General features: G+C 63.0%; 25 protein-coding genes and 1 tRNA gene. 14 read left to right on the top strand and 12 right to left on the bottom strand.

Going from position 1 to position 26,318, the window contains the following annotated elements:
* Positions 1-94: 94 nt before the first annotated feature.
* On the bottom strand, positions 95-517 hold the full coding sequence (locus BSG09_RS01300; RefSeq protein WP_092929285.1) for an SRPBCC family protein: 423 nt from the start codon (positions 515-517) through the stop codon (positions 95-97).
* A gap of 207 nt (positions 518-724) precedes the next feature.
* Between BSG09_RS01300 and BSG09_RS01305 the strand changes: the two genes are divergently transcribed.
* Together BSG09_RS01305 and BSG09_RS01310 are read left to right on the top strand one after the other, a co-directional pair.
* Positions 725-2,566, top strand: a complete 1,842-nt coding sequence (locus BSG09_RS01305) for a formate/nitrite transporter family protein (protein WP_092929287.1) — start codon at positions 725-727, stop codon at positions 2,564-2,566.
* An 85-nt stretch (positions 2,567-2,651) separates the two neighbouring features.
* Positions 2,652-3,626, top strand: a complete 975-nt coding sequence (locus BSG09_RS01310; protein WP_092929289.1) for an aldo/keto reductase — start codon at positions 2,652-2,654, stop codon at positions 3,624-3,626.
* A gap of 31 nt (positions 3,627-3,657) precedes the next feature.
* On the opposite strand, the gene BSG09_RS01315 is transcribed toward BSG09_RS01310, so the two are convergent.
* The 3 genes from BSG09_RS01315 to BSG09_RS01325 all read right to left on the bottom strand — a co-directional run bounded on the left by BSG09_RS01315 (position 3,658) and on the right by BSG09_RS01325 (position 5,764).
* Positions 3,658-4,554 carry a universal stress protein gene (locus BSG09_RS01315; RefSeq protein ID WP_092929291.1) on the bottom strand — a complete coding sequence of 299 codons (897 nt, stop codon included), beginning with the start codon at positions 4,552-4,554 and terminating at the stop codon, positions 3,658-3,660.
* Between the two features lie 157 nt (positions 4,555-4,711).
* Positions 4,712-5,251 carry a CBS domain-containing protein gene (locus BSG09_RS01320; protein WP_008010004.1) on the bottom strand — a complete coding sequence of 180 codons (540 nt, stop codon included), beginning with the start codon at positions 5,249-5,251 and terminating at the stop codon, positions 4,712-4,714.
* A 159-nt stretch (positions 5,252-5,410) separates the two neighbouring features.
* A complete protein-coding gene (locus BSG09_RS01325; protein WP_092929293.1) occupies positions 5,411-5,764 on the bottom strand; it encodes a DUF555 domain-containing protein in 354 nt (117 codons plus the stop codon).
* 308 nt (positions 5,765-6,072) lie between these two features.
* Here BSG09_RS01325 and BSG09_RS20580 point away from each other — a divergent pair, with 308 nt between their 5' ends.
* Together BSG09_RS20580 and psmB are read left to right on the top strand one after the other, a co-directional pair.
* Complete coding sequence (locus BSG09_RS20580; RefSeq protein WP_175542117.1) at positions 6,073-6,243, top strand: hypothetical protein; 171 nt, start codon at positions 6,073-6,075, stop codon at positions 6,241-6,243.
* Positions 6,244-6,403: 160 nt separating this feature from the next.
* Positions 6,404-7,135: an archaeal proteasome endopeptidase complex subunit beta gene (gene psmB, locus BSG09_RS01330; protein WP_092929295.1), complete on the top strand. Its 732-nt coding sequence runs from the start codon at positions 6,404-6,406 to the stop codon at positions 7,133-7,135.
* A gap of 146 nt (positions 7,136-7,281) precedes the next feature.
* Here the strand turns inward: psmB and BSG09_RS01335 are convergent, their stop codons facing one another.
* Positions 7,282-8,406: a Gfo/Idh/MocA family protein gene (locus tag BSG09_RS01335; protein ID WP_092929297.1), complete on the bottom strand. Its 1,125-nt coding sequence runs from the start codon at positions 8,404-8,406 to the stop codon at positions 7,282-7,284.
* A gap of 342 nt (positions 8,407-8,748) precedes the next feature.
* Between BSG09_RS01335 and BSG09_RS01340 the strand changes: the two genes are divergently transcribed.
* Positions 8,749-9,444 carry a ThuA domain-containing protein gene (locus tag BSG09_RS01340; RefSeq protein WP_092929299.1) on the top strand — a complete coding sequence of 232 codons (696 nt, stop codon included), beginning with the start codon at positions 8,749-8,751 and terminating at the stop codon, positions 9,442-9,444.
* On the opposite strand, the gene BSG09_RS01345 is transcribed toward BSG09_RS01340, so the two are convergent.
* Positions 9,441-10,292 (bottom strand): eIF2B alpha/beta/delta subunit family protein, encoded by an 852-nt coding sequence (locus BSG09_RS01345; protein ID WP_092929301.1) that lies wholly within the window; start codon positions 10,290-10,292, stop codon positions 9,441-9,443. The two genes, BSG09_RS01340 and BSG09_RS01345, sit on opposite strands and share 4 nt — an antisense overlap.
* 159 nt (positions 10,293-10,451) lie before the next feature.
* Here BSG09_RS01345 and BSG09_RS01350 point away from each other — a divergent pair, with 159 nt between their 5' ends.
* The 4 genes from BSG09_RS01350 to BSG09_RS01365 all read left to right on the top strand — a co-directional run bounded on the left by BSG09_RS01350 (position 10,452) and on the right by BSG09_RS01365 (position 13,747).
* On the top strand, positions 10,452-11,369 hold the full coding sequence (locus BSG09_RS01350; RefSeq protein WP_092929303.1) for a hypothetical protein: 918 nt from the start codon (positions 10,452-10,454) through the stop codon (positions 11,367-11,369).
* 75 nt (positions 11,370-11,444) lie between these two features.
* On the top strand, positions 11,445-11,765 hold the full coding sequence (locus tag BSG09_RS01355; RefSeq protein ID WP_092929468.1) for a hypothetical protein: 321 nt from the start codon (positions 11,445-11,447) through the stop codon (positions 11,763-11,765).
* Between the two features lie 176 nt (positions 11,766-11,941).
* Positions 11,942-13,015 (top strand): Mrp/NBP35 family ATP-binding protein, encoded by a 1,074-nt coding sequence (locus tag BSG09_RS01360; RefSeq protein WP_092929305.1) that lies wholly within the window; start codon positions 11,942-11,944, stop codon positions 13,013-13,015.
* A gap of 129 nt (positions 13,016-13,144) precedes the next feature.
* A complete protein-coding gene (locus BSG09_RS01365) occupies positions 13,145-13,747 on the top strand; it encodes a uracil-DNA glycosylase (protein ID WP_092929307.1) in 603 nt (200 codons plus the stop codon).
* 28 nt (positions 13,748-13,775) lie between these two features.
* Here BSG09_RS01365 and BSG09_RS01370 read toward each other — a convergent pair whose 3' ends face one another.
* Positions 13,776-13,994 (bottom strand): hypothetical protein, encoded by a 219-nt coding sequence (locus tag BSG09_RS01370; protein ID WP_092929309.1) that lies wholly within the window; start codon positions 13,992-13,994, stop codon positions 13,776-13,778.
* A gap of 109 nt (positions 13,995-14,103) precedes the next feature.
* On the opposite strand from BSG09_RS01370, the gene BSG09_RS01375 reads away from it, so the two are divergent.
* From BSG09_RS01375 to BSG09_RS01385, 3 genes are all read left to right on the top strand, one after another.
* A complete protein-coding gene (locus tag BSG09_RS01375) occupies positions 14,104-14,850 on the top strand; it encodes a hypothetical protein (RefSeq protein ID WP_092929311.1) in 747 nt (248 codons plus the stop codon).
* A gap of 41 nt (positions 14,851-14,891) precedes the next feature.
* A tRNA-Ser gene (locus BSG09_RS01380) sits at positions 14,892-14,975 on the top strand.
* 257 nt (positions 14,976-15,232) lie between these two features.
* Positions 15,233-15,751, top strand: coding sequence for a DUF5804 family protein (locus tag BSG09_RS01385; RefSeq protein WP_092929313.1), 519 nt, complete (start codon positions 15,233-15,235; stop codon positions 15,749-15,751).
* A 69-nt stretch (positions 15,752-15,820) separates the two neighbouring features.
* Here BSG09_RS01385 and BSG09_RS01390 read toward each other — a convergent pair whose 3' ends face one another.
* Together BSG09_RS01390 and BSG09_RS01395 are read right to left on the bottom strand one after the other, a co-directional pair.
* Positions 15,821-16,579: a hypothetical protein gene (locus tag BSG09_RS01390; protein WP_254799166.1), complete on the bottom strand. Its 759-nt coding sequence runs from the start codon at positions 16,577-16,579 to the stop codon at positions 15,821-15,823.
* Positions 16,580-16,680: 101 nt separating this feature from the next.
* Positions 16,681-17,664, bottom strand: a complete 984-nt coding sequence (locus BSG09_RS01395) for a PLP-dependent cysteine synthase family protein (RefSeq protein WP_092929317.1) — start codon at positions 17,662-17,664, stop codon at positions 16,681-16,683.
* 172 nt (positions 17,665-17,836) lie between these two features.
* Here BSG09_RS01395 and BSG09_RS01400 point away from each other — a divergent pair, with 172 nt between their 5' ends.
* On the top strand, positions 17,837-19,468 hold the full coding sequence (locus tag BSG09_RS01400; protein WP_092929319.1) for a globin-coupled sensor protein: 1,632 nt from the start codon (positions 17,837-17,839) through the stop codon (positions 19,466-19,468).
* Positions 19,469-19,551: 83 nt separating this feature from the next.
* Complete coding sequence (locus BSG09_RS01405; protein WP_092929321.1) at positions 19,552-19,938, top strand: TlpA family protein disulfide reductase; 387 nt, start codon at positions 19,552-19,554, stop codon at positions 19,936-19,938.
* A gap of 33 nt (positions 19,939-19,971) precedes the next feature.
* Here the strand turns inward: BSG09_RS01405 and BSG09_RS01410 are convergent, their stop codons facing one another.
* The 3 genes from BSG09_RS01410 to BSG09_RS01420 form a co-directional block, all read right to left on the bottom strand.
* Entirely contained in the window at positions 19,972-22,164 is a 2,193-nt protein-coding gene (locus tag BSG09_RS01410; RefSeq protein WP_092929323.1) for a thioredoxin domain-containing protein, read from the bottom strand.
* A 106-nt stretch (positions 22,165-22,270) separates the two neighbouring features.
* A complete protein-coding gene (acnA, locus tag BSG09_RS01415) occupies positions 22,271-25,006 on the bottom strand; it encodes an aconitate hydratase AcnA (protein WP_092929325.1) in 2,736 nt (911 codons plus the stop codon).
* A gap of 247 nt (positions 25,007-25,253) precedes the next feature.
* Positions 25,254-25,856, bottom strand: a complete 603-nt coding sequence (locus BSG09_RS01420) for a twin-arginine translocation signal domain-containing protein (protein ID WP_092929327.1) — start codon at positions 25,854-25,856, stop codon at positions 25,254-25,256.
* Positions 25,857-26,318 lie beyond the last annotated feature (462 nt).

Genomic DNA, 26,318 nt, shown 5'->3' on the forward strand with positions numbered 1-26,318 from the left:
CGTTCACCTGCTGACCTACCCCGTCTTTCCAACAACCACGAGCGGTTGCTATTGCGATCCCGAACATACCAAGACACCACTCGGAGAGACGTCCCTATTCCACAGCCACGGCGTCGCTCTCGAGTAACGCCTCGAGATTCTCCAAGGCACGGAGGCTGACCGGCGTGTATCCCGTCTGGTGGAGCGGGAGTTCGAATGCGACCCGGCAGCGCTCGTCATTGAGTTCGTCGACGCGGTGGCCGGCGGCCGGAATCCCGGTGACGCGCCAGGTCCATCGTCGCTCCGTACAGCCGGTAATCTCGAAGGGGACCCAGACGCCGGGCAGCCTGACCCGCCCGGTCGTTCCCGTTTGGATTCGGCGGTCGGTCGACTCGACGCCGAGAACGATCGGCGACCAGTCGGGCCACGTCGTCGTATCGATGAGGGCGTCCCACGCGTCTGCTGCGGGGACGGATAGAACGTGCGAGACCTCGAGCCGTCGGCCGTCCGGCGTTCGCGTGGTCCGAACTCGAGTCATAGACGCTCCTACGTGGCCCGTCCCTATGTGGATTGCTCCGATCGAGACTGTTGCCCGTTACCAGTACACTCTCAGGACGGTCGCGGTCGGCCGGCACTGACTGACAGGAGACCGTCTGAAAGGAGTACGGCAGCTTCGTCGCCATCGTGGACCTGTTAGGATAGGTGATGTTAAACGCTTAGTTCCTCTAGGAGTGCGTAGCTACTAATGAGTAATTCGGACCCGCCCGATCAGACGCGACCCGATCGCGACCCTCCCGAGCACGAACAGGTCCGTGAAGCAGTCGAACGCTCCAGAAGTGGTGCACCGGCGGTCGGTGCGGTTGTCCGCGATCGCTTTTCGTCCGACGAGATCTTCCAGCGGATCGTCGCCGCAGCAGACGAGGAGATCACATCGGGAAGTCGCGAACTGTTTTTCAGCGCCCTCGCCGCGGGCTTTGCGATCACGATTACGTTCTTACTGTATGCATCGCTGACGGCGTCGACCGACGGGCATCCGATCTTGAGCAAACTGCTGTATCCGCTTGGCTTCATTTACATCATTATCGGTGGCTACCAGCTCTACACCGAGAACACGCTGCCGCCAGTCGCGCTGACGTTAGAACGGCTCGCGAGCATTCCCGCACTGCTGCGCCACTGGTCGATCGTCCTCGCGGGCAACTTTACGGGCGGTGCCCTCGGCGCGGTCGCGCTGTCGTGGGGCGGCGTCTTCGACGAGCCGGCGGCTACCGCAGCGATGGAACTGGCCGAAAAGGGCGTCGCAACGCCGTGGTGGGCGCTGTTCTCCAAGGCAGCGTTCGCGGGCCTGATCGTCGCCGGCGTCGTCTGGATCGTCTACGCCTCACAGGACACCATCTCGCGGCTCGTCGTCGTCTACATGGCCTTCCTCGCGATCCCGCTTGGCAACCTGTTTCACGTCGTCGTCTCCTTTACCGAGATGGTCTACATGGTGCTGGCCGGCGAACTCGCCCTCGTCGTCGGCGTGACCGAGTTCGTCCTCCCGGTCTTGCTCGGTAACACCATCGGTGGCATCGTGCTGGTCACTGTCGTCAACTACTTCCAGACCAGCGAGCGCCGTCTCGAGTCGGCCCGATTCGAGGGTGCCGATCGTCAACTCTCGATCCGGGAGTGGCTGTTTGGTAGCCGCGCGGGCCGGTCGTACGTCCCGTTGATCGACACTGCCGAAACCCACGGGACCGGCAACGGTGACTATCGCGTTGTCGTCCCGATCGCGAACCCGCGAACCGAGTCGACGATCGTCGACCTCGCCTGTACCCTCGCCAGTAGCCACGAGAACGCGACGGTTCACGCCGTCCACATCGTTCAGATGCCGGGTCGCGCCTCGATGCGCTACGGGGCTGGACAGACCGACCGGATCGTCTCCGAATCCGAACAGCGAATGGAAACCGTCCGACAGCGGGCGCGATCCTACGACGTCGACTACGAGACGTCGACCGTCGTCTCCCACCGCTCGTTCGAGGACGTCCTTCACACCGCGGAACGCGAACGCGCCGACCTCGTGGTCCTCGGCTGGGGTGACGACCGACCGTGGGGCAAGGGGCGTGCCGAAGGCCGGATAGACGAACTGACCAGCAACCTCCCCTGTGACTTCCTCATCCTCAAGGATCGGGACTTGGACACCTCGCGTATCCTCCTCCCAACCGCGGGCGGTCCGGATTCGGATCTGAGTGCCGAAGTCGCACGGACGCTTCGCGATCACGCCGACGCGGAGATCACACTCCAACACGTCGTCGCCCGCCCTGACGACCGCGAGCGTGGCGAACAGTTCCTCACTGAGTGGGCCACGGAACGCGACCTCGAGGACGCCGAGATCGTCGTCGACGATACCGGTGACGTCGAGGACGCTATCTGCCGGCAGGCCGCCGAGCACTCGCTCGTGTTGATAGGTGCGACCGAGGAGGGCGTGATCTCACGATTGATGAGCGATTCGCTACATATGGACGTCGTCAACGAGGTTGATAGCTCAGTGCTGCTCGCCGAGCGACCGAGCGATCGCACCGTGATCCAGCGGCTGTTCGGCCACTGGTAGCACACGCTCGGTCGGACCTCACACGACAACGCCATCGATTGCCTCACCACGTACTGTTTTTTCGCCCGTCCGCGTACAGCTCGACATGGAGTATACGACCCTTGGCTCCACTGGCATGGAAGTCAGTCGCATCTGTCTGGGCTGTATGAGCTTCGGATCGAGCGACTGGCGCGAGTGGGTCTTAGACGACGAGGAGAGCACGGCAATCATCGATCGGGCGATCGACCTGGGAATCAACTTCTTCGATACCGCGAACATGTACTCGAACGGTGAGTCAGAGCGAATCCTGGGCGACGCTCTCGAGGGCTACCGCGAGGAGTCGGTCGTCGCCACGAAGGGGTACTTCCAGATGCGAGAGGACGACCCGAACTCGGGTGGCCTCTCGCGGAAGGCGATCGAACAGGAACTCGCAGCCAGCCGCGAGCGACTGGGGATGGACACGATCGACCTCTACCAGATCCACCGCTGGGACGACGACACGCCGATCGAAACGACGCTGCGCGCGCTCGACGACGCCGTTCGCCGCGGCCACGTCCGGTATCTCGGTGCGTCCTCGATGTGGGCCTACCAGTTCGCCGAGGCGCTACACACGAGCGACCGGCTGGGCCTCGAGCGGTTCGTCACGATGCAGAACCACTACAATCTCGTCTACCGCGAGGAAGAACGCGAGATGCTGCCACTCTGTGCAAAGGAGGATATCGGTGTGCTGCCGTGGTCGCCGCTGGCCCGTGGCTATCTCACGCGGCCCCACGAGGACGTCGACGCGACGACCCGCGGCGAGACCGAGGAGCATCTGTACGACCACCCCTATCGGGACGGCGGTGGGCCGGAGATCAACGAGCGAGTCGCCGAACTGGCCGCCGACAAAGGCGTGACGATGGCCCAGCTCGCTCTCGCATGGTTGCTCCACAACGACTGGGTCGACGCTCCCATCGTCGGCACGACCAGCGTCGAACACTTAGAGCAGGCCGTCGAAGCCCTCGAGATCGATCTGTCGGCGTCGGACATGGCGTATCTCGAGGAGCCTTACGAGCCAGTGCCGGTGTCCGGTCACAGCTAACTCGACGTGGGTGCCGCGTCCGGAAGTGTCTCTAGTCGTCGCCCGCTTCGGGCGGGGTGACCGCGAGAACCGGAGCTGACGCGTGTCTGAGCAGCCGTTCGGTCGTACTCCCGAGTAACAGCCGATCGATGCCACTTCGGCCATGAGTCCCCATCACGACCAGATCGATCTCGTGATCGTCGATGTACTCGAGCAGTTCGTCGCCGGGTCGTCCCTCGAGAACGGTAGACGTGGCTGCCAGCCCGTCCTCTCGAGCCCGCGTTGCGATCTCGTCCGTCGCGTTCTGGCGCTCGGTCTCGAGTTCTTTCATCACCTCTGTCGGTGGCGAGAGCGTGGGACTGGCCGCCATATCACCGGTGTCGAGGACAGTAACGGCGTGGACGCGCGCATCCGCCGCGCGTGCGAGCTCGAGGCCGTGATCGACTGCGGTCCCTGCGGCGTCGCTGCCATCGGTCGGCACGAGGATCTCGTCGTAGCTGTCAGCCGGTTCTGTTCGCTCGTTCGCTCGCACGGTCAGGACGGGAATCTCCGCGCGACGAACGACGTGTTCGGTGACGCTGCCGGCCACGAAGCGGCTCACACCGCTTCGGCCGTGGGTCCCCATCACGATCAGTTCGGCATCGATATCAGTCGCGTACGCGAGGATCTTCTTTTTCGGCTTGCCCCGGAGAACCGCCGTCTGAACCGCACTCGAGTCGTCGGCCATCGTCTCGATCGTCTCGACGGCGCGTTCGGCACCGTCCTCGAGTTGGTTCATGAACTCTCGACGGATGCTGCCGGAACTGAGCATCCCGCTCGCGGCGTCCGTGTCGACGACGCTGATCGCATGCACCGTGGCGTCGAACCACTCTGCGAGCGTCAGCGCATGCTCGGCCGCTCGAGCGGCGTGGTCGCTCCCGTCAGTCGGAATGAGAATTGTATCGTACATGGAACGAACGTACTCACGGTTCGCTTCGCAACCGCATAAAGGCGGTTCGCCGTTCCCGATTGCTGCAAGTATGTCTCAAACCCGGGATACGAAAGACGACCACCATGACGTGCCAGCCGACAATAGGGGCCGAGACGAGCGTCGACGACTGGGTCGATCAGGACAGCCGTGCGGCGATGTCGGCTTCGGTGATGATGCCGACGGTTTCGCCGGCTTCGGTGATCATCACGGCCTTGTAGTGCTCGAGTAAGTTGCTGATCTCATCGAGGGTGGCGTCTTTCGAGACGGTCGGGAAGCTCTCGCTCATGTGGTCTTCGACCGGCTCGTCACGAGCCTCTGAATCGAGGTGGACGAGATCGGTCTGACTGATCGAGCCGACTGGAATCCCGTCTTGAATGACCGCAAGCTGAGAGTAGGCTTCGTCTTCCATCTTCCGGGCAGCCTCGCTGACGGGATCGTCGGGAGCGACGTTGACGACGGCCTCGTTCATCAGGTCTTCAGCACGGATGACGTCGCTTTCGGCCTTCTCCAAGGCGTTGACGATCCGTCGAAGCGTCGAGAGACGCGGATCGACGTCACCGCCTTCGATCCGGGCGATCAGCGGCTGGGAGACGTCGGCAGTCTCCGCGAGTTCGCTCTGGGTGAGTCCGAGTTCGGTACGGCGTTGTCTGAGGTCCGCAGGCGTCGGGAGTTCCATATTAAACAATAACTAAGGGTTATAGAAAGAGCTTTGGGTGGGTCAGCCACTCATACCGGAGACAGCCTACTGACAGCTAACCGATAGTAGTCGCAAAAACGGCTGTTTCGGGTGGTGACGGCCGAGCCTCGGCGACCGAAGCCGTACTGGCCGTCGGGGTTATTCGTCTTCGGGGACTTCGACGATCTCGACGACCGACAGCGGGACGTCTCGCAGCGCGCCACCGACCTCGCTTTTCGCGATACGAGAGGCGTGTTCCTCACTGTCGGCGTTGAAGACCTCCATCTCGAGCGCGAGACCGACGAGTGCGGTGTCGGCTGCAATAAAGGCGGAGTCGAACGGCTCGCCACAGGCCGGACAGCCCGTCGCACCGACCTCGACTTCGACGTAGTCCATGTCTTCGCTGTTGAGTCGCTTCCCGGCTTCGCTGACGGCGACGCCGATCGCGTCGTCGATCTCCTCGACGTCACGAACGAGCCATGCCGCTTCCATCGCGACGAGATAGTTGCCCATACAGCGTAGTCGGTCCGGGGGGTTTCCTGTCTTGCGGTTCGTCGGCGCTGTCACCGCTCGAGACGCGCGCCACTGATTCAGGGCTGCGCACGTCAGCCGGATGATTCCCATACGTTACGAGAAATCATCGGATCAATTGCCACCGACATACCCGTACATCGATGCGAATGTGACTCGAGTTGCGCCCACCGCAACCGTAGTTGAATCGCAAGCAGGCGTCGACCCAATAGCTAGTTAACAACCATTATATATTCCATGTTTCAACAATACTTATATACTGCCTCCGTCTGAGCCACGACTGAACGCTGATGATATCCCGCGTGTACCACGCGACGCTGTTCGCACTGTACCAGCTCTGTATCGTGATCGGCATCGCCGCGATGCCGCTTGCGATCGCCGCCCGACAGGCTGGGTTCACCCTGCCGATCCACCGCATCCTCGCCACCGTCGAAGATGCGTACGAAGCCACGCAGCGCTAATCGACGCTGACTGATTTTCGGACTCGCCGACCGACGAGCTTCCGCTCCGCAGGCACACACCGACTCGGCCCTCGAGCGGCCGCTCTGCGCGCCGGACGGAAGCGGAAACGACGGTGGTGACCGCCGGTGTTTTATACCGCCCCGGCGTACGCTTCGGGTAATGCGTACGCCCACACACGACTCCGATTTCTCCCGGACGGTCGACCAGTTGGCCGACGATCCGAACCCCTACGAGCCGGAGCTCGGATCCCTTCCCCAGAACGACCTGACGCAGGCCGATCTGGACAACGTCAACAAGACCGGCACGACGACGATCGGCATCTCGACTGCCGACGGCGTCGTCATCGCGACGGACATGCGCGCCAGCCTCGGCGGCCGGTTCGTCTCGAACAAGAACGTCCAGAAGGTCGAACAGATCCACCCGACCGGCGCACTCACCCTCGTCGGCAGCGTCGGCGGCGCACAGTCGTTCATCTCGAGTCTCCGCGCCGAGGTCAACCTCTACGAGGCCCGACGCGGCGAAGGCATGAGCATCGACGCGCTCGCGACCCTCGCAGGGAACTTCGCACGCGGCGGCCCGTTCTTCGCCATCCACCCGATCCTGGGCGGTGTCGACGACGAAGGCAGCCACGTCTACAGCATCGACCCCGCCGGCGGCGTCATGGAAGACGACTACACCGTCACTGGCAGCGGGATGCAACTGGCCTACGGGCACCTAGAGCAGGCCTACGAGGACGACATGTCCAACGAGGAGGCGAAGGCGGTCGCCGCCCGCGGCATCAAATCCGCCGTCGAGCGTGACACCGGCTCCGGTAACGGCGTGTTCCTCTGTGAGATCACCGACGAGGGCGTCGACATCCACGGCCACCACGACTTCGACGAAGTGCTGTAACCCGGTCGAAACGGGCGAATTCTCCGGTTTTAACAGGCGGCCAGCGACCGCTCTCTTCGATCAGTTTGGGTCGTCTCGGGTTGGATTACATTGGATAGCGCTTGCTGAGAAATCGATCCGCCGAAACGGCACCGCGAGAACGAGTCTTAATCGAGCCGCGTCGTTTCCTCGAGTTGGGTCTCGCTGACATGGGCGTCGGCGAGCGTCACCGACCGTTCGGCCTCGCTCGAGCGGTAGATGGCGTCGATAACGCGCTGGACGGTCAGCGCTTCGTCGATCGTATTGGTCTCCGGTGGGACGCCGGTCGCGACGGTCTCGAGGAAGGCCTCGTCCTGTTCGGCGTAGCCAGTCAGCGTGTCGTCGGCGCTCATGTCGACATCGGCGTAGTGGTCACGGCCAACCGTGCCGGCCTCGAGAATCCGCAGCTCCGTGTCGCCGATGTCGAACTGGGCACCCGCCTTCGTGCCGCGGACGTGGAAGTCCATGCTCTCCTCGCGGTTGGTCGCCCACGCGGCCTCGAGTGAGATGGTCTTGCCGCCGGCACAGCGGATGAAGGCACTGACAGAGTCGTCGACCTCGTAGCGTTCGGCGTCGGCATCCCAGTTGTCACCGAAGCCCTCGGGATCGGCGACTTCCTCGCGCGTGCCGAACGTGGTCCGCGTGACGCCGCTGACTTCGACGATCTCAGGGAAATCGAGCGCGTAGAGCGCGAGATCGAGGGCGTGAACGCCGATGTCGACCAAGGCACCGCCGCCGGCGAGTTCGGGATCGGTAAACCACGAGCCGGGGCCGGGGACACCACGCCGGCGGACGTAGTTGGCTTCGACGTGGGTGACCTCGCCAAAGCGGTCGCGGGCCCGTTGTTCCTCGAACATCGCCATCGACGCCGCGTGACGGTTGTGGAAACCGACCATACAGACACCCGTCGATCGAGCCGCCGCCTCGGCGATCCGTTCGGCGCTCTCCAAGGAATGAGCGAGGGGCTTTTCCACGAGGACGTCCAGCCCCGCCTCGAGGGCTGCGATGGCGATCGGTTCGTGAAAGCGGTTGGGTGTCGTCACGATGACGGCGTCGACTGCCTCGTCCGTGACGAGTTCCTCGTGCGTTTCGTAAGTCCGTGCGTCGAACTCGGCGGCGAACTGCTCGCGTTGCTCCGGGACGAGATCGACACCGGCGACGACCTCCGCACCGAGTTCGCGAACGCTTCGTGCGTGGAGCGTCCCCATCCCACCGAGGCCGACGACACCGACACCGATGTCAGCACCGATCATCGCCACCCCTCCGCGGTCGCCACAGCGAAGCAAAACGTGTCATGAGAAACCATCGATTTCGCTGTCAGTTGTGTTCGATCCCGTTCCATAGGGAGTGGCAGTCGGCGACCGAAATAAGAGTTATGACCGATTAATCTATACAGACATTTTTTATTTCACTAATTACTATACTATCTTGGTTCTGATCCCAGATCTGTTGGACGAATATAGCTCCTCTGTTCGGCGCTTCGGGCTGCCGATCGACCGCGAGACAGTGGTGTGATGACGGAGCTATCGACATTGGATCGCGCCGGCTCAGCCACTCGACAACAGTATAAGCCGCCGGCGGGTGACAGGGTGGCCATGGTCGCAGTCACCATCTGGAACGAGTTCCGCCACGAACGCGAGGACGATGCAGTCGCCGCCGTCTATCCCGACGGAATCCACACAACCCTTGCCGACGCGCTCGCCGCCGACCACGAGGTTCGAACCGCGACGCTCGAGGAGCCAGCCCACGGACTCACCGCCGACGTCCTCGCAGCGACCGACGTCCTGGTGTGGTGGGGCCACGACGCCCACGACGACGTCGATGGCGCGGTCGCCGACCGAGTACAAGAACGCGTCCTCGAGGGCATGGGCTTCGTGCCGCTTCACTCGAGCCACTATTCGAAGCCCTTCAAGCAGCTCATGGGGACGTCCTGTAGCCTGCAGTATCGCGAAGACGGCGGCACCGAGCGCCTCTGGGTGGTCGATCCCGGCCATCCGATCGCCGACGGGCTGGATGAAGCGATCGAACTCCCTGAGACGGAGATGTACGGCGAGCCGTTCGACGTTCCTGCACCTGATCGACTGGTATTCGTCAGCTGGTTCGAGGGTGGCGAGGTGTTCCGGAGCGGCTGCTGTTATCGGCGCGGAAAGGGGCGAATCTTTTATTTTAGGCCGGGCCACGAAACGTATCCCATCTACGAGAACGAAGCAGTCCAGCAGGTGCTTCGCAATGCGATCGCGTGGGCTGCCCCGACTGAGGGCTCGCCGCGGACGTTCGGCGAACGAGACTAGAACAGCTGGCGGCCTTCGTCCGTAATGACGCTCTCGAGCAAGTCAACCGGCGTCGCGTCGTAGGCGGGGTTTTCGACCTCGAACCCTTCAGCGGGTTCGGCCATGACCTCGCTGGCCGATCGGAACTCGTTTTCGAAGACGAATCCCTCGTCGACGAGCTTCGAGGCCGAGCCGAGGACGGTCACCGGGACGTCCAGTCGGTCGGCCGTCGACGCGATCGGGAACGTGCCGACGCGATTGTAGAGGGTATCGTCGACGATACAGTCCATGCCGACGACGACCCGGTCACATTCCTCGAGATAGAGGCCGTGGGCACTGTCGGTGATCAGCGTCGTGTCAACACCCTTGAGGTCGGATAGCGCCCGAGCGGTCTTCCGTCCGATGTACCGCGGTCGGGCCTCGGTGACGTAGACGTCGAACGTTTTGCCGGCCTCGACTGCCTGCTCGATTGCCTCGAGGACCGTCGAGGAATAGTCGTGGGTCAGCAGCGTCGCGCCATCCTCGAGGACGTCAACGGCGTTTTCGGCTGCCAGTCGCTTGCCGGATTCGATCCGTGCGACGACTTCCTCGATCGTCTCACTCGTGAGCTGTTTTGCCGCCTCGACGCTGTCGGGTTCGGCATCGGTCACGTCGCCGACGATCTCTCGGATGGCGTTTTGCAGGGATGCATGCGAGGGGTTCGCCCGCCGCAGGACGGTGCCGTTTCGCTCGAGTGCCCGCGTGTATTCCTCGACGGTGGCGAACTCGCGGTCGACCAGTTCCTCGAGGGCCTGCGCTGCGCGGACCGCAACCACCGAGGAGCTGTGCGTCTGCATCTCCTGGATTTCCTCGGCCGTCTCGTCGATCATACTGTGATGGTTTCCCGTCAACGGCAAAGGTGTTCCGGGTAGTTGTAATCGTCTCGAGCGGTTCGACTTGCCGACGGATAGCAAAAGATTGGGCGGTTCCCAAACGGCTGTGTCAGTCGAGCCGCAGCCTTTTCTGTTAGCTAACGTATACTAATCGGTATGAGTGAAAGTGGCACCGACATAACCGTCGGAAGCGAAACCCAGCCGGCCGAAGCGAACCGAACGAGCTTCGATCCAAGCGCCGACCCCGATGATGACCTCTTTGTGGTCGTCAAAACCGACTACCTCCGCGAGTTAACAGCAGTATACGAACCGACGGATCGGAACGCACTCTTTCTTGTCAGGGAGAATGTCGGCATCAAAGCACGGAGCAAAAGTGAGTATTGCTATCTCTTTGAAGTCGAACTCCCAGCCGACACATTCGACGTATTCCAGGCCAGCGACCTCAATTTACAGGTTGATATCGATGCACTCGAACAAGCGATCACGGAGACCCGGACACATCGAGTCGCCATCCATGCTACGGCGGACGGATCGGTTCGGCTACGAGATGGACACTCATCTACCGATCTCAGTACGACCGAATTCAGTCCACTGGAGGATGAGAAGTTCTCGACCGGAACGAAGGATCTAGAGCGAAATCAGTACAATACCTGGGACTTTACCGTTGAGGCGGCCGTTCTCGAGGCGCATCTCGATGCCGATACGGAACGCGATCACGCTGGTATTGCAGTCGACGGACGTGAGGGAACCGCCGAGATATACTTTTTCGATACCGACAGTGATGATCGAACCGTCGGCCTCTCGCTTGAACTGGACGATTTCATCGAGCCGCCGTCTCCGTACGGGCCGCAGCCGGACAGCGAGCTTGCCGCTGCACCGATCTGTCGTGAGTCCATCGATCACGCATTGTCACCGATGCGCGACGAAGTGACGGTTACTGTCTGTGAATACCCAGACATCTTACCACCACACATCCAGTACACTCGTGCTGACGGGGTCCTTCCCGTGTACGGGTGGATTTGGTCCCATGAGGGCGCGTTGGACGCCCACAAGAGTGTGAAACCGGAGCGGTAATCGAACCTGATCGAAAGTCCGCCCCCGCCTCTCGTCGGAGTAACATTCACATGCCAGATCCCCCTAGCGGTGTCGATGAGCGTCACCGTCCGATACACCTGCCCACACTGCGACGCCGTGGTAAGCGTCGAGCGCCAGCCGGATCTCGCGGATCGATCGGTGACCACGATCTCCCAGCCGGGCTGGGAGTACGCCAGTCCGGACGAGGACTTCGCGGACGCGGATGGGATCGAGTTCCACTGTGGTGAGGACGGCCCGGTCACCGACCTCGAGGGCGAACCCGTCGAGGGCTGTGGCCGGCCGTTCTATCTGAACTTCGTGCGCTACGAGCAGGGTGTCGAACTCGAGCCGGATCCGCCGACGTACGGCGGGCCGCGATTCGATTTCAAGGGCTGACTCGCGGCTGCCCCTACGACTGGTCATAGAAGGGCAGCAACGACCAGTCACACGCCAGTGAGCGCCCGGCGATAGGCGGCTACGCTTTCCGTGGATAACTCTCTCGTCTCGATCGACATCCCGGCGACACCTCAATCGAACACAACCCTTTTCGACGCCGGGCAGTACCTACGAACATGGACGAAGCCGCCGTACGCGACCGTCTCCGGGCGGTCGATGATCCCGAACTCGGCGACGATATCGTGTCGCTCGGACTCGTCAACGACATCAGTGTCGACGGCGACGAGGTCGACATCGATCTCGCGCTGGGTGCCCCTTACTCCCCGGCCGAGAGCAACATCGCCGCGGAGATTCGTGAGGTTCTGACTGCCGAGGGGATCGACCCGAACCTGACCGCGAGCATTCCTGACCGTGACGACCTCTCGGGCGACGAGCAGGTGCTCCCGAACGTCAAGAACGTCATCGCCGTCGCCTCTGGGAAAGGCGGCGTCGGCAAATCGACCGTCGCGGTCAATCTCGCTGCCGGCCTCTCGCAACTCGGGGCACGCGTCGGCCTCTTCGACGCCGACGTCTACGGACCGAACGTCCCGCGGATGGTCGACGCCGACGAGCCGCCGATGGCGACCGAAGACGAAACCCTCGTCCCGCCCGAGAAGTACGGCGTGAAACTGATGAGCATGGCCTTCCTCACCGGCGAGGACGACCCGGTCATCTGGCGCGGCCCGATGGTCCACAAGGTCATCACCCAGCTCACCGAAGACGTCGAGTGGGGCCACCTCGACTACCTCGTTGTCGACCTCCCGCCAGGGACCGGCGACACCCAACTGACGATGCTCCAGACCATGCCCGTCACCGGCGCGGTCATCGTCACGACCCCACAGGAGGTCGCCCTCGATGACGCCCGCAAGGGCCTCGAGATGTTCGCCAAACACGACACCGTCGTCCTGGGGATCGCCGAGAACATGTCGACCTTCGCCTGTCCCGACTGCGGCGGCGAACACGACATCTTCGGCTCTGGCGGTGGCGAGGAGTTCGCCGACGAACACGACCTGCCGTTCTTGGGTTCGATCCCGCTCGATCCAGCCGTCCGAGAGGGTGGCGATGGTGGGAAGCCGACGGTGCTAAAGGAGGAGGACGGAACCAGCGACGCCTTACGGACGATCACCGAAAACGTCGCGAACAATACGGGCATCGTCCACCGGCAGGGTATCTCCCAGTACCGACGCAGCGAGGCCGCCTCGTCCGACTGATAACCGCCAACGGCATGGGTCGGGGCCACCGGTCTCGGCCGTGGCGTTGCCGGGCGCGTCGCTTTTGATCCTGCCACTCGAGAGGCGAGTGTGGACGCGAATCAACAGTCTCGAGCGAACCCCTTCGGCATGGATGAGGAGTGCCAGAACTGTCCGGCACTCTGTGAGACGCGCACCCAGGTCGTCCACGGCTACGGCGACGTGGATGCGGACTTCCTGTTCGTCGACGAACAGCCGACAGCCCGGGCGGACGACACCGGCGTTCCGTTCGCTGGGGAGGGTGGCAGCGACGGCGACGGTGGCCTGCGACGGATCCTCGAGCGACTCGGCCTCTGTGACGTAACCGCCCCGGCCGACGAGCCTGTTCTCGAGAACGTGTACCTGACACATCTCACCCGCTGTCGCGACCCAGACCGGGAGCCGACCGACGAGGAGGTCACCACCTGCGAGCCCTATCTCAGCGCCGAGATTCGGATGATCAACCCCGAAATCCTCGTCCCGATCGGCGAGCGTGCGCTCGCGGAACTGGGAACGGAGTACACGACGACCCCGGCCGAAGACCTCTCATTGTCCGACGATCATGCCACTCGAATCCGTGGCCGCGGGTTCGAACTGGTCCCCATGATCGACCCTCGAGAGGGAACCGACGAGCAGACGCAGGCGTGGCTCGAGGCCTTCGCAGAACTGATGGCGACGGATTACCGCCAGACGAAAGGACGGCAGGAACGGTAGGGCGTGACCCGGACGCGTTCGAGTCCGATTACCAGTAGGGGTTTGCCCGCCAGCGTTTCGAGCCTACACCGAGCGCGATTAGCGCCGCGACGACGACGACCGCGACGACGAGGACGCCAATCGTCGCTGTGACGTACTCGCCGGATGCGGCGATGAGCGTGCCATCTGCGAATCCGAAGACACCGAGAGCTGCCAGTGCCGCGATAACGAGCGTCCCGAGCAGTCCGGCGATCGATAGCTTGTCCATACCGGTTGAAGGCACTACGCCACTATAATTTGTCACGATCCCGGGATCGGGTCGGTGCTCGAGTCCCGGAAGCGCCGCGTTCAAGGACCGTGCGCTCGGAGTAGAGAGTATGATCGTCGTCGTTCCGGTCGCGCCCCCGCGAGAGGGACTCGTGCTCTCGTCGCTCGTCGAGCAGTCGCCGCTGTCGGCCGCCGAGGCGGTCTCGCTCTACGAGGCCGCCGTCGCCGACGTCCTGTGGGCCGTCGCTTCCAGTGGCGGCGACCTGCTGGTCAACTACCGCGACGCCGACACCCTGCCCAACGGGCACGCTGACGGCGACTTCGATCCCGAAGCCGAGGTCCGGGCGCTGGTCCTCGACGCGCTCGGCGAGGATGCGGAGGTTCGATTCGAGCGTCAGGTCGGCTCGAGTCGCGCTGCCCGCGTCGGCAACACCGTCACGCACCTGCTCGAGCGCGAGGGGGCCGACAGTGTGGGCGTGCTCGAGCCGACAGCCCCGCTGGTGGCTCGCACGGAAATCGACGGCGCGGCGATGTCGCTCCGGCGTCACGACGTCGTGTTGGGGCCGTCCGAGCGGGGGCAAACCTACTTCGCTGGCTTCGCCGAACCGATCGATTTCACCGATGCGTACGCGACACCCGACCTGTCGACGTTAGCCCAGCAGGCAGCTGACGACGGCCTTGGCGTCGGATTCGCGCCCATGCTCCCAACCGTGGCCACCTCGACCGGGTTGCAGGCGACCATCGCCGGACTCGAGGCTCGGCAGGCTGCCGACCGTCCGGGGGCAGCGGCGACGGCTGCGCTGGTCGACGACCTGGGGATCGCGGTGGGTGCTGATGGTGACCTCGAGCGCGTTTAGACCGACAACTCTTTTTGAACGTGTGCTAAATCAGAGAGTGAGGTGGGGTGGCAGAGCGGCCTAACGCGCCTGCCTTGAGAGCAGGTGGCTGTCAAGCCTCATGGGTTCAAATCCCATCCCCACCGTTTTCCGCGAGAGAATACGACGAACACCGTGAGGAGTCTCTCGAGCGGAAAACGAAACGATGGATTTGAATCAGGGAGTGAAACGACCGTGGTTCAAATCCCATCCCCTCTATTGATTCGGCGTGCTCGTTCACGTCGCTCGTGAACGCGCGAGCGAACACTGATATCCGACCAAAACCAGCGACGCCTCGAGACTGAACCCACAACCCGTCGGAAAGCCGAAACCGACATTACACCGTCGCACACACCACAGCGTAGTGACCCGCGTCTGTCTGCTCGGCGAGGCCGAGAGCAACCTCCAGTACGACCTGCTCTCCCGGGAAACGGCTCGAGAGGCGCTTGCGACCTACGACTTAACGCGTCCGTTCGAGAACGCCATCGCGCTGCGGACGGTCAGCGTCGGTGCTGCGGTCTCGCTGCTGAACGACCTCGACTGGTATCTCACGCGGTTCGTCGACGAGGCACTCGTCCAGGAACCAAGCGTCAGCGACACGGAGTGGCTCTCACGGCCGCTGGCAACCCAGCTTCGAAACGGCGACGTCGAACTCGCCGAGACAGCCGAATTCTGCAAGGTCTATGGCCTCGAGCGGATCGACGCGAACGAGGACGATGGTGACACAGACTCGACCGACGACGTCGACACCGCTGGTGGCCCGACCGAGCGACTCGTCGAACCGCTGTACGTCCGCCGGACTGACGGCGAGCTCCCGGCGTACGATCTCAGGGACGTCGAAGACACCCTCGTCGTCCGCGTGACCGAAGCCGAATTCACGTGATTCCGGTCGGGGTCGCGGTGTCGCTCGAGCGCGACGGCGGCGACCGGAACGAGGCTCTCGAGCTAACGATTATGAGTCGGATGACTGGCGGTCGCTGCCGGAGCCCCATTCGGACTCGACGGTCGAACTCGCGGACGCGGAGCCACTGTCGCTGCCCATCGTGGCACCGTACGTTGACCCATCGTGACCGACGAGCGTGGCCGACACCGTCGTTAGCGGTTCCGACTCGAAGGTCACGCGAACGAGTCGGCCGACGGTCGTGATCGTCTGCGCGCAGACCTGGTCTTCGGCGGTCTCATGGACGGCTGCCTCGAGGACGAGTGTCTCGTCTTCATCGGCATTTCGGCCGTCACTGTCGCTCGTCTTGGGTTTACTGGCAGAACTGTCGCCGTCGCCGCTCTCGCCCGCCTCGATGGTGATCGCCTCGAGGACCACCTCGTAACACGGGGTGGGTGCCTCGTCTGAGAGCGAGACGAGAATCGACATCTCGAAGTCAGTTGCATCGATGAACGTGGCAACTGCGTCGGCGTTGCGCAGCGACCCTCGTTCGTCGAGCCACTCCGCCGCTCTATCGGCATCTCGCAGGACCGTTATGTCAGGCTCTCCCGAGGTGGAAGACTGGTACGTCAGCGTCCGGCCATCGGCTAGTCCGTCCGGCACGTCCTCGATCGCGTCGCCGACGGGGTCGGGGTTGTTTTCGGTGTTGTCCGTCGGAGAGCTGTTGTCGTCGTCGGTCGCGTCGTCGCCATCGTCATCGGCTGGCTGTGACGTGTCGTCGGCGAGACAGCCGGCCGAGAGGCCGACGACTGTCGTCGTAGTACACAGCATGGTCCGTCTGGAGAGACGTGTCATCGTGACTGCTGGTATGATGAGCGACCTAAAGGCGGTTCGGCTAGGTAAAACAGGTCTTTTCGTTTGCTTGAACGGTCTCAGTCGAAGAGTCCGGTCGAGAGATACCGCTCGCCGCTATCCCAGAAGACGGTGACGACCAGTGGGCAGTCGTCGGCTTGCTGTCCGCCGTCGGTTTCGGACGCAGCCGACGCATCGATATCGTCGAAGGCCGACGGAACTGTCGGGCACTCGACATTCGGGTCGGCCATTTCGCTGGCGATCCGCTGGGAGACAAGACTCGTCGCGCCGCTGGATTGGCCGACGAGGACGCCTTCCTCGCGAGCGAGGCGGCGACACTCGTCTTCGGCGTTTTCAAGTCGCACCGTCTCGACGCGGTCGATCAGGTCACGATCGAGGTTGTCGCTGACGAAGCCAGGCCCCATCCCCTGGAAATCGTCGTCGCCGGCCTCGCCGGTCGAGAGGACAGCGTTGCGCTCGGGTTCGACGGCGATGATCTCCATGTCGGGGAACTCCTCGCGAAGCCGTCGACCGGTTCCAGAGAGCGTGCCGCCAGTGCCGACGCCGGCGACGAACGCATCGATCTCGCGGTCGCCGACCTGCTCGATGATCTCTGCGCCGGTCGTCTTGTAGTGGGCGTCGGGGTTCGCCGGGTTCTCGAACTGGCCCAGCTGGATTGCACCCTCTGCCTCGAGTTCGTCGGCCCGTTCCCGGGCGTCCGACATGTCGCCGTCGACGAGTTCGAGGTCGGCCCCGTAGGCAGCCATGATCTGGCGGCGCTCCTTGGATTTGTTGGCGGGCATGACGATCGTCAGGTCGTAATCGCGGGCGGCCGCGACGAGTGCGAGTCCGATACCCGTGTTGCCGCTGGTCGGCTCGACGAGCCAGTCGCCGGGCTCGATCAGGCCGTCACGTTCGGCGGCCCGGATCATCTCGCGGGCCGGCCGGTCCTTGGCCGAGCCGCCGGGGTTGAACGATTCGATCTTCGCGGCGACTGTCACGCCATCCGGTGAATCGACCTGAACGAGCGGCGAACCGATGGTGTCCAGGATACTCCCTTTCATTGACGGGCAGTAAGCAGTGGAGACGTAAACCCATGCTGGACGCAGGCAGGACGTGCCGGTGGTCACGTCCCGGGCCACCCACGGTCGTCGCTCCGCTTGCTGCCGTTGTGTCCACTTGTGTGCCACTTGTGTAGCCAGCATCTATTTATGCATGATTTTCTGTTGTATTTTTATGGGGGAAACGCCTCAGTTTGGCTCCGTCGGATACAGTAGCAACGTCGATGCGGGAGATCTTGTCGACCGAATCGGACTTACCGAAGACGAAATCGAGTGGCGAAAACAGTACATCGACTTTACCGACGAAGACATCGAGCGACTCCGCCGATACGAGGAGACGTTCAACCTCCGTGGCGACGATGTCGCGGAGATGTTCTACGAGAAAATCGAGGACAACCCCCAAGTCCGTGAGATCATCGATCGGTCGCCGCGAAGTGTCGAGCAACTCAAGTGGTCCCAGAAAATGTATCTCGTGACTCTCGCGACGGGGGACTATGATCAGGGCTACTTCGAGAACCGCGCCCGGATCGGAAAGCTACACGACATGCTCGAGATGCCGATGAAACACTATATCGGCCAGTACGGCGTCTATTATAACCTTCTCCTCCCGATCATCTCGGAACGGATTCAGTCGGACATCTCGGAGGCGATCAGGGCAGCGATCGATCGGCAGGCACAGCGACAGGACGACGACGATGAGAGCACAGGCCGACTGTCATCACTCCTGGGTCGTGGTGGCACCGATACCGATGACGACGAGGCGTTCGAAACGACGATCGAAGAACTCGAGGACGAACTCTCCGAACGGATCGATACGCGTATCGACGAACTCCACTCGATTTTGAAGATCATCAATCTCGACATGCAGGTCGCGATCGACACCTACATCGACTCCTACTCGAGCGTCGAGGACCTTCTCGAGCACCAACAGCACGTCACGAACAGAGTGTCGCACTCGATGCAGGATATTTCGACGGCTGGCGAAGCGATCGGACAGAACGTCGATGACATCAATCGCTCCGTCGAACGACAATCCGAACAGACGCAACTGGCGTCGTCGGACATGCAAGAGATCAGCGTCGCGATCGAACAACTCGCAACGACCACGGAGTCGATTCTCGAGGGCGAGGGACTCCTCGATCGCGTCGAAACCGGCGAAGACCGCTGCGAACAGTTGCTCGAGTCGATGGAGGACGCCACCGACGCCGAAGCACACGCCTCCCGTGAGCTCGAGACGCTCGAGGAGACGCTCGACGAACTCGACGACATTCACGACGTGATCGGCGAGGCTGCAGAAAAGACGAAGACGCTCGCGGTCAACGCAAACGTCGAGGCCAGTCGCTCGCGACCTGACGATAGTTTCACCGTCGTCGCCGACGAGTTCCAACAACTCTCCGAGACGATACAGCGCCAGACAAAAGCGGCCGACGAGCGCGTCGCGACCCTCCGTGAGCAGACTGACGAAACGCGTCGGTCGATCGATGAAAATCAGCAACGGCTCGAGCGCAACCTCGAGCGAAGTTCGGATGTCTACGAGGCAATCGACGACGTTCGGGAGAGCGTAACTACCTTTACAGACGACGTCCGCGAACTCTCGTCGCTCGTCGACGACCAGGCGTCGAACACACAGGAGATGGCCGCACGGCTCGATGCGATCGACGACGAAATCCAGTCGATCGGTGACGATCTCGAGCGGGTCACTGCCGCGATCGAAGAGCAGTTCTCGAAAGTCGAGACGGTCGAATCCGTCGTGACCGAGTTATCCGAGCGGGGCGACCAACGCCGAGAACGACACGGCATCCGTTAGTCGGCACTTGCTGGGCCGGGGAACTGTGAGCGTTCCGTGTCGCGAGCGAGGCAGTTAAGCGACTCCCACCGCAAGCACTGCCCATGAGTCTCGAGACCATGCGGCCGAACCCCACGTGGGATGCGGCCAGCTACGAGGACGCGGTCGACACGCTCGCAGCACACAGCGACGAACTAGTGTACAAGGTCTGGGGCGGCGACTGGTGTAAGGACTGTCGCGCCCTGTTGCCCGATTTCGGGGCTGCACTCGCGGCCGCCGAAGTTCCCGCCGACCGAATCGAGGAGTTCGCCCTCGATCAAGACAAAGAAGGTCCCGGCGTCGAGGCGTACGACATCGAATATATTCCGACGATCGTCGTCGAAACCGACGACGGCGAGGAAGTGACCCGCTTCGTCGAGGAAGAAGCGGTCCCACCCGCGGTCTGGCTTGCCGACGAACTCGAGGCCGCCTTCGAGATCGACACAGCCTAAGACGCCGCGTCTGCAGCCGACCGAACTGGTTTCCTAAAACGGCGCGTCGTTGCCCTGACTCTGCGTGCTCCCTCCTTCGGGAGCGCCCTCGCCATCGAGCCATTCGAGCGCCTCGTCGACGTCGTGGGTCGGCGGCGAGCACGTCCGATTCCGACAGACGTACAGCGTTGGCTCGCCGTCGCGAGCCTCGCGACCGGCCCAGATCGGCGGTGCATCCGTCAGACCCAATCGATCGAGCCAGGTCTCGAGCCCGTCCTCGGTCGGCGGCCGCAGCGCGAACAGCCGGTCGGGGAAGTATCGCGATGTGAACCGGTCGCGCCACGTGGCGGGCAACTCGTCGGCTGCAACCGTGACTTCGAGCGCACCCGACTCGAGCCGGTCGGCGGCGAGACACAGCGTCGCGTGCTCGAGTGCGTTCGCCTCGAGCGTGTTCGCATGGGTCTCGAGGACGGTCGCGGCGATCTCCTCGAAGTCCCCCGTCGCGAACTCGTCGAGCGCGAGGAGGGTCTCGACTGCCACGCCGGCCGCCGACGGCGTCGACTGGTCGCTCAGTTCTTGGGGTCGAGTGACCAGTGACTCGCCGCTCTCGGGCGTGAAATAGAGTGTGCCGCGGTCTGCATCCCAGAACTCGGCCTCGATGACCCGCGCGAGCTCGAGCGCAAAGGCGAGGTGGTCGACCTCGCCGGTGGCCTGATAGCAGTCGAGTGCGCCACGTGCGAGGAAGGCGTAGTCCTCGAGGTAGCCGTCGACGGCCACGTCCCCACCCTTGTAGCGCCGTGACAGCCGCCGCTCATCTGCATCCCAGAGCCGGTCGCGGACGAACTCGAGGGCGTCAACGGCGGTTTCGGCGTAGTCGTCCTCGCCCAGCACGAGCGCCGCCTCGGCGTAGGTCGAGATCATCAGCCCGTTCCAGCCTGCGAGTATCTTCTCGTCGCGGTTGGGGCGTGGGCGCTCCTCGCGGGCCTCGAAGAGTTGCTGACGGATCGAGTCGAGTCGCTTCAGAACCTCGCTTTCCTCGAGGTCGAAGCCGACGGCGAGTTCCGACACCGGCGTCACGCGGTTGGGCTGGCTCTGTCCCTCGAAGTTGCCCGATTCGGTAATGTCGTAGCGCTTACAAAAGAGGGCAGCGTCGGGTTCGTGCTCGATGACGTCGTGGACCTCGTCGGGCGTCCAGACGTAGAACGCGCCCTCTTCTCGCTCGCCGGTGTCGGGCGATTCGCTCTGGGCGTCGAGGGTGCTGAAGAAGCCGCCGTCGTCGTGGGTCAGCTCCCGCTCGACGAACTCGAGGGTGTCGCCGACGACTTCGGCGTAGCGATTCTCGCCAGTGAGCTGGTAGCCAGCCAGAAACGCCCGTGGGATCTCGGCGTTGTCATACAACATCTTCTCGAAGTGGGGCACCGTCCAGTCCCGGTCGACACAGTAGCGATGGAAGCCACCGCCGACGTGGTCGTAGAGTCCGCCGGCGGCCATCGCGTCGAGGGTCTCTTCGAGCACCTCGCGGTACTCCGTCTCGCCAGTTCGATCGTACGCCCGCGCGAGCACGCGAAGCCGGGACGGCTGGGGGAACTTCGGGCCGCTCGAGCCGAAGCCGCCGCACCGACGATCGGCGCTGCGCACGATCCCGTCGGCGGCCGTCTCGAGGACTGCACTCGAGGGTGGGCCGCTGGATGCGTCGGTGTCAGCATCTTCGGTGGGGGTCTCCTCGAGCCGATCTTTCGCGGCGTCGGTCCACTGCTGGGCGCGACTCTCCATCTCGGTGCGGTCCTCGGCGCTTGCCCAGGAGTCGCTGATCCGCTCACAGAGATCGAGAAAGCCAGGTTGGCCCCGTTTCCCCTCCCGCGGGAAGTAGGTCCCAATAAAGAACGGCTTCCCTTCGGGGGTGAGCCACGCCGACAGCGGCCAGCCGCCCTGCCCGGAGACGAGCTGGCAGACGGTCATGTAGATGCTGTCGATGTCGGGCCGTTCCTCGCGGTCGACCTTGATCGGGACGAAGTTCTCGTTGAGTACCTCAGCGACCGCCTCGTCTGCGAAGCTTTCCTCTTCCATGACGTGACACCAGTGACACGCCGAGTAGCCGATCGAGAGGAAGATCGGGGCGTCGTGTTCGCGTGCCGTCTCGAGGGCCTGCTCGTCCCACGGCTGCCAGTTGACGGGGTTGTCCGCGTGCTGGCGCAGATACGGACTCTCCTCTTCGTCGAGGCGGTTGCGCTGGGTAGGGGCTGTCATACGAATACGTACGACTGTATGTCCTAAAAGCCCGACGTACGACCCGCTCTCGAGACAGCGACGGCGGCAAAAAATCGAGTTGCTATGAGACGTGGATCCGTGTCCGTTACTGCAGCTCTTCGTTGAGCAGGCGACGGAGCACGAGGTGAAGCACGCCACCGTTCTCGACGTACTCGACCGCCATCGGCGTGTCGACCTGTGCAGTGACCTCGAACTCGGTCGTCTCGCCGTCGTCGTCCTCGGCGGTCACGGTCAGCTCAGCGTTCGGCTCGAGGCCGTCCTCGAGGCCTTCGATCTCGAAGTACTCGTCGCCTTCGAGTCCGAGTTCCTCCCAGCCCTCGCCGTCTTTGAACTGCAGGGGCAGGACGCCCATGCCGATGAGGTTGTCACGGTAGATGCGCTCGTAGCTCTTGCCGATGGTCGCGCGGATACCGAGCAGGTCGGTCCCCTTCGCGGCCCAGTCACGGCTCGAGCCGGTCCCGAGTTCCTCGCCGGCCATGACGATCAGCGGCGTGTCCTCCTCGCGGTAGCGCTCGGAGGCTTCGAAGACGGTGGTCTCCTCGTCGGTCGGGTGGTGGATCGTGTAGCCACCTTCCTTGCCGTCGAGCAGCTCGTTTTTGATGCGGACGTTCGCGAAGGTGCCACGCATCATGACTTCGTGGTTGCCACGGCGCGAGCCGTAGGTGTTGAACTCGTACGGTTCGACGCCGCGCTCTTTGAGCCACTGGCCGGCGGGCAGGTCTTCGCTGAACGGCCCAGCGGGGCTGATGTGGTCGGTCGTGACGGTGTCACCGAGCGTCAGCAGCGCGCGGGCATCCTCGACGTTGTCGACGCCGGGTTCCTCGAGCGGGAAGTCCTGGAAGAACGGCGGCTCGCGGATGTACGTCGATTCGGAGTCCCAGTCGTAGACCTCGCCGGTTGGCGCGTCGAGTGCCTCCCAGCGCTCGTCGCCCTCGTAGATGCTCGAGTACTTCTCCTCGAACATTTCGGGGGAGACGCTGTCGTGGATCGTCTCGCGGACTTCCTCGGTGTCCGGCCAGACGTCCTCGAGGTAGACTTCCTCGCCCTCGTCGTTGGTGCCGATCGGCTCCTCTTCGAGGTCGATGTCCATGCGACCTGCGAGGCCGTAGGCGACGACCAGCGGCGGGCTGGCGAGGTAGTTGGCCTTGATCTTCGGGTGGATACGGGCTTCGAAGTTACGGTTGCCCGAGAGGACGCTCGTCGTCCAGAGGTCGTGTTCGTCGATGGCTGCCTCGACCGGCTCCGGCAGCGGACCGGCGTTACCGATACAGGTCGTACAGCCGTAGCCGACGACGTGGTAGCCGAGTTCCTCGAGATCGTCGAGCAGGTCCGCACGCTCGAGATACTCCGTGACGACGCGGCTCCCGGGTGCGAGGCTGGTCTTGACGTACTCAGGCACTTCGAGTCCCTGCTCTGCGGCGTTGCGTGCAAGCAGGCCGGCCGCGACCATCACGGACGGGTTCGAGGTGTTCGTACAGGACGTGATCGCGCTGACGAGGATGTCGCCGTGGCCGATCTCGATCTCGGTGCCGTCCTCGAGTTCGACGGGGACCTTCTCGTCGAGATCAGGCGTCTGCTCGGCGACGAGGCCGCCGTCGCTTTCGGCGGCACCCGAGGGGATGACGCCCTGCTCCTCGAGCAGCGTCGGGAAGTGCTCGTCGAGATTGCCCATCGGGATGCGGGCGTGGGGCTTCTTGTGGCCAGCGAGGCTGGGTTCGACCTCGCCGAGGTCGAAGTCGACGACCTCGGTGAATTCGGGGTCCTGCTCGCCGAAGAGGCCCTGTGCTTCGAGGTACTCTTTGACGAGTTCGATGTGGTCGGGGTCGCGACCCGTCAGCTCGAGATACTCGAGCGTCTTCTCGTCGACGGGGAACATGCTGATCGTCGAGCCCTGTTCGGGGGCCATGTTCGAGATGGTCGCGCGGTCGGCGACCGAAAGCTCGGCAACGCCGGGGCCGAAGAACTCGACGAACTTGTCGACGACGCCGACCTGGCGCAGTTTTTCCGTGATGTGGAGCACGAGGTCGGTTGCGGTCGCGCCGTCGGGGAGTTCGCCCGAGAGGCGGACACCGACGACTTCCGGCAGGCTCATGTTGATCGGCTGACCGAGCAGTGCGGCCTCGGCCTCGATGCCACCGACACCCCACCCGACGGCACCGATGCCGCCGATCATCGGGGTGTGGCTGTCAGTGCCGACGAGCGTGTCGGGGACGAGCCACTGCTCGCCGTCGACTTCGCGCTCGTGGACGACGCGACCGAGGTGTTCGAGGTTGACCTGGTGGACAATACCCGTTCCTGGCGGGACGACGTTGAACTCGTCGAACGCCTGCTGAGCCCACTTGATCGCGCGGTAGCGCTCTTCGTTGCGCTCGTACTCGATCTCGACGTTCTTTTCGTAGGCGTCCTCGCTGCCGAAGTGGTCGACCTGCACGCTGTGGTCGATCACGAGGTCACAGGGGACTTCGGGCTCGACGACCGTCGGGTCGACGCCCTTGCGGTCGGCCGCAGAGCGCAGCGCCGCGAGGTCGACGACTGCCGGCACGCCAGTCAGGTCCTGCAGGACGACACGCGAGACCGTAAACGGAACCTCGGCGTCCGGCACGTCGGGTTCCCAGGAGGCCGCCGCGCGGACGGCGTCGGCGTCGATCGTCTCGCCGTCGGCGTTGCGCAGCACCGACTCGAGCAGAATGCGGATACTCACGGGCATTTTATCGAGGTCACAGAGGCCCTGCTCCTCGAGAACCGTAAGATCCGCCATCTTGTACGTTTCTCCGTCGTGTTCGAATTCCCGGATCGCATCCGAGAACTGGTCGATTGCCATACGTCGCCTTCGAACCGGGGGGTTTTCAATCTCCCGAGAATTGTCTGAAGAACCATTATATACCCATCACTAATCAGAATGTGTTACAGTGTCGTGGTTGTAAGGTGCTACCAATCACCAAGTATAGTGCGTGATAATAGAACGCACTATCAGTCGTCACGTGGCAGTTGTCACATCGATCGGCGAGTTGTCTCTCGAGCAGTGGCGTGTTCGGCCTCGCGCTAAAAAACAGAGTCGGTGTGTCGCGTTAGTTTCCGCCGCCACCGGCACCGGTTTCGTTGCCGCCGCCACCGGCTCCACCGCCGTCACCGCCGTCGCCACCGTCTGCGCCCATGTCGCCGTTACCACCGTTATCGCCGTTATCGCCGTTGTCGCCGTTGTCGCCGTTACCGCCGTTACCGCCGTTGGCGGTTTCACCGGGGGTCGCCTCGATCAGGTCCACTGCAGGTTCACGGAATTCACCGTCTTCACCCATCGTGTCGCTGTCGCCGGAACTGAGGGAGACTTCCTCTGACAGCAGGAAGCCCCAGTCCGGGGCGTCAGTGCCCGTATCGTAGCTGATGATGTACGCCTCCCAGTCGTCCGGATCGTCGAACACTTCGTCCTCCGCGCCGGAGTCTTCGATCAGGTCTTCTTTCGTCTGGGTGTTCAGCTCCGAGATGACCTCGAAGTCAGTACCAGGCTGGTAGTCATCGCCGTACACGAGCACAACGCCGTCGCCGTCGTCCTGGGCGGAAACAGTCCCGGCCGTTGCGCTTGCGCCAAGGGCGAGTGCCGTCGTGGCGGCCGCTCCTTTCTTCATGAACGAACGCCGCGAGTCGTCGAATAGTCCGCTATCGTCATCTGTCATGTCTCTCACCTAAGTCCCCTGTTCGGGGTGGACAGTCCTTGACCCAATTTTCGCATAAGTCAGCCCCATTGTTTCACTGCCTAAGACAAATTGAAGTCACGAGATAGTCGTTTCATGCACCTATACGGCCGTATTTCGGCACTTCACGATATTCTGGGTGAAAGATGTCAGCAATGGTTGTTTATCGACCGAAACGGGCGTCGAAGCCCACACTTCGGTCAGGTAATGGTTGTGACTGATGGAAGTCGAACATGCTCCGACTCGATTACGATGGGTCCCACATGGCGAGACGCAATGCCGGGACTTGCATCGGTTGCTCTGGCTATTTGCGACACCGGCGATGGGATGCCTGCAACGTTTCATATAGTAAAACAACTGATTTCCGTGGACTGTCTGTGCGAAAATCACCATGGAGAACTGATCACGGCCTCTGCGTGTTTACTGATCAATAGACGTTCTGCA

The organism is Natrinema hispanicum, assembly GCF_900111485.1.
In the GTDB taxonomy this organism is placed as follows: Archaea; Halobacteriota; Halobacteria; order Halobacteriales; family Natrialbaceae; genus Natrinema; species Natrinema hispanicum_A.

Coding starts and splice junctions, on each gene's coding strand:
- BSG09_RS01300 (WP_092929285.1), bottom strand. CDS start 517: ATGACTCGAGTTCGGACCACGCGAACGCCGGACGGCCGACGGCTCGAG.
- BSG09_RS01305 (WP_092929287.1), top strand. CDS start 725: ATGAGTAATTCGGACCCGCCCGATCAGACGCGACCCGATCGCGACCCT.
- BSG09_RS01310 (WP_092929289.1), top strand. CDS start 2,652: ATGGAGTATACGACCCTTGGCTCCACTGGCATGGAAGTCAGTCGCATC.
- BSG09_RS01315 (WP_092929291.1), bottom strand. CDS start 4,554: ATGTACGATACAATTCTCATTCCGACTGACGGGAGCGACCACGCCGCT.
- BSG09_RS01320 (WP_008010004.1), bottom strand. CDS start 5,251: ATGGAACTCCCGACGCCTGCGGACCTCAGACAACGCCGTACCGAACTC.
- BSG09_RS01325 (WP_092929293.1), bottom strand. CDS start 5,764: ATGGGCAACTATCTCGTCGCGATGGAAGCGGCATGGCTCGTTCGTGAC.
- BSG09_RS20580 (WP_175542117.1), top strand. CDS start 6,073: ATGATATCCCGCGTGTACCACGCGACGCTGTTCGCACTGTACCAGCTC.
- psmB (WP_092929295.1), top strand. CDS start 6,404: ATGCGTACGCCCACACACGACTCCGATTTCTCCCGGACGGTCGACCAG.
- BSG09_RS01335 (WP_092929297.1), bottom strand. CDS start 8,406: ATGATCGGTGCTGACATCGGTGTCGGTGTCGTCGGCCTCGGTGGGATG.
- BSG09_RS01340 (WP_092929299.1), top strand. CDS start 8,749: ATGGTCGCAGTCACCATCTGGAACGAGTTCCGCCACGAACGCGAGGAC.
- BSG09_RS01345 (WP_092929301.1), bottom strand. CDS start 10,292: ATGATCGACGAGACGGCCGAGGAAATCCAGGAGATGCAGACGCACAGC.
- BSG09_RS01350 (WP_092929303.1), top strand. CDS start 10,452: ATGAGTGAAAGTGGCACCGACATAACCGTCGGAAGCGAAACCCAGCCG.
- BSG09_RS01355 (WP_092929468.1), top strand. CDS start 11,445: ATGAGCGTCACCGTCCGATACACCTGCCCACACTGCGACGCCGTGGTA.
- BSG09_RS01360 (WP_092929305.1), top strand. CDS start 11,942: ATGGACGAAGCCGCCGTACGCGACCGTCTCCGGGCGGTCGATGATCCC.
- BSG09_RS01365 (WP_092929307.1), top strand. CDS start 13,145: ATGGATGAGGAGTGCCAGAACTGTCCGGCACTCTGTGAGACGCGCACC.
- BSG09_RS01370 (WP_092929309.1), bottom strand. CDS start 13,994: ATGGACAAGCTATCGATCGCCGGACTGCTCGGGACGCTCGTTATCGCG.
- BSG09_RS01375 (WP_092929311.1), top strand. CDS start 14,104: ATGATCGTCGTCGTTCCGGTCGCGCCCCCGCGAGAGGGACTCGTGCTC.
- BSG09_RS01390 (WP_254799166.1), bottom strand. CDS start 16,579: ATGCTGTGTACTACGACGACAGTCGTCGGCCTCTCGGCCGGCTGTCTC.
- BSG09_RS01395 (WP_092929317.1), bottom strand. CDS start 17,664: ATGAAAGGGAGTATCCTGGACACCATCGGTTCGCCGCTCGTTCAGGTC.
- BSG09_RS01400 (WP_092929319.1), top strand. CDS start 17,837: ATGGGGGAAACGCCTCAGTTTGGCTCCGTCGGATACAGTAGCAACGTC.
- BSG09_RS01405 (WP_092929321.1), top strand. CDS start 19,552: ATGAGTCTCGAGACCATGCGGCCGAACCCCACGTGGGATGCGGCCAGC.
- BSG09_RS01410 (WP_092929323.1), bottom strand. CDS start 22,164: ATGACAGCCCCTACCCAGCGCAACCGCCTCGACGAAGAGGAGAGTCCG.
- acnA (WP_092929325.1), bottom strand. CDS start 25,006: ATGGCAATCGACCAGTTCTCGGATGCGATCCGGGAATTCGAACACGAC.
- BSG09_RS01420 (WP_092929327.1), bottom strand. CDS start 25,856: ATGACAGATGACGATAGCGGACTATTCGACGACTCGCGGCGTTCGTTC.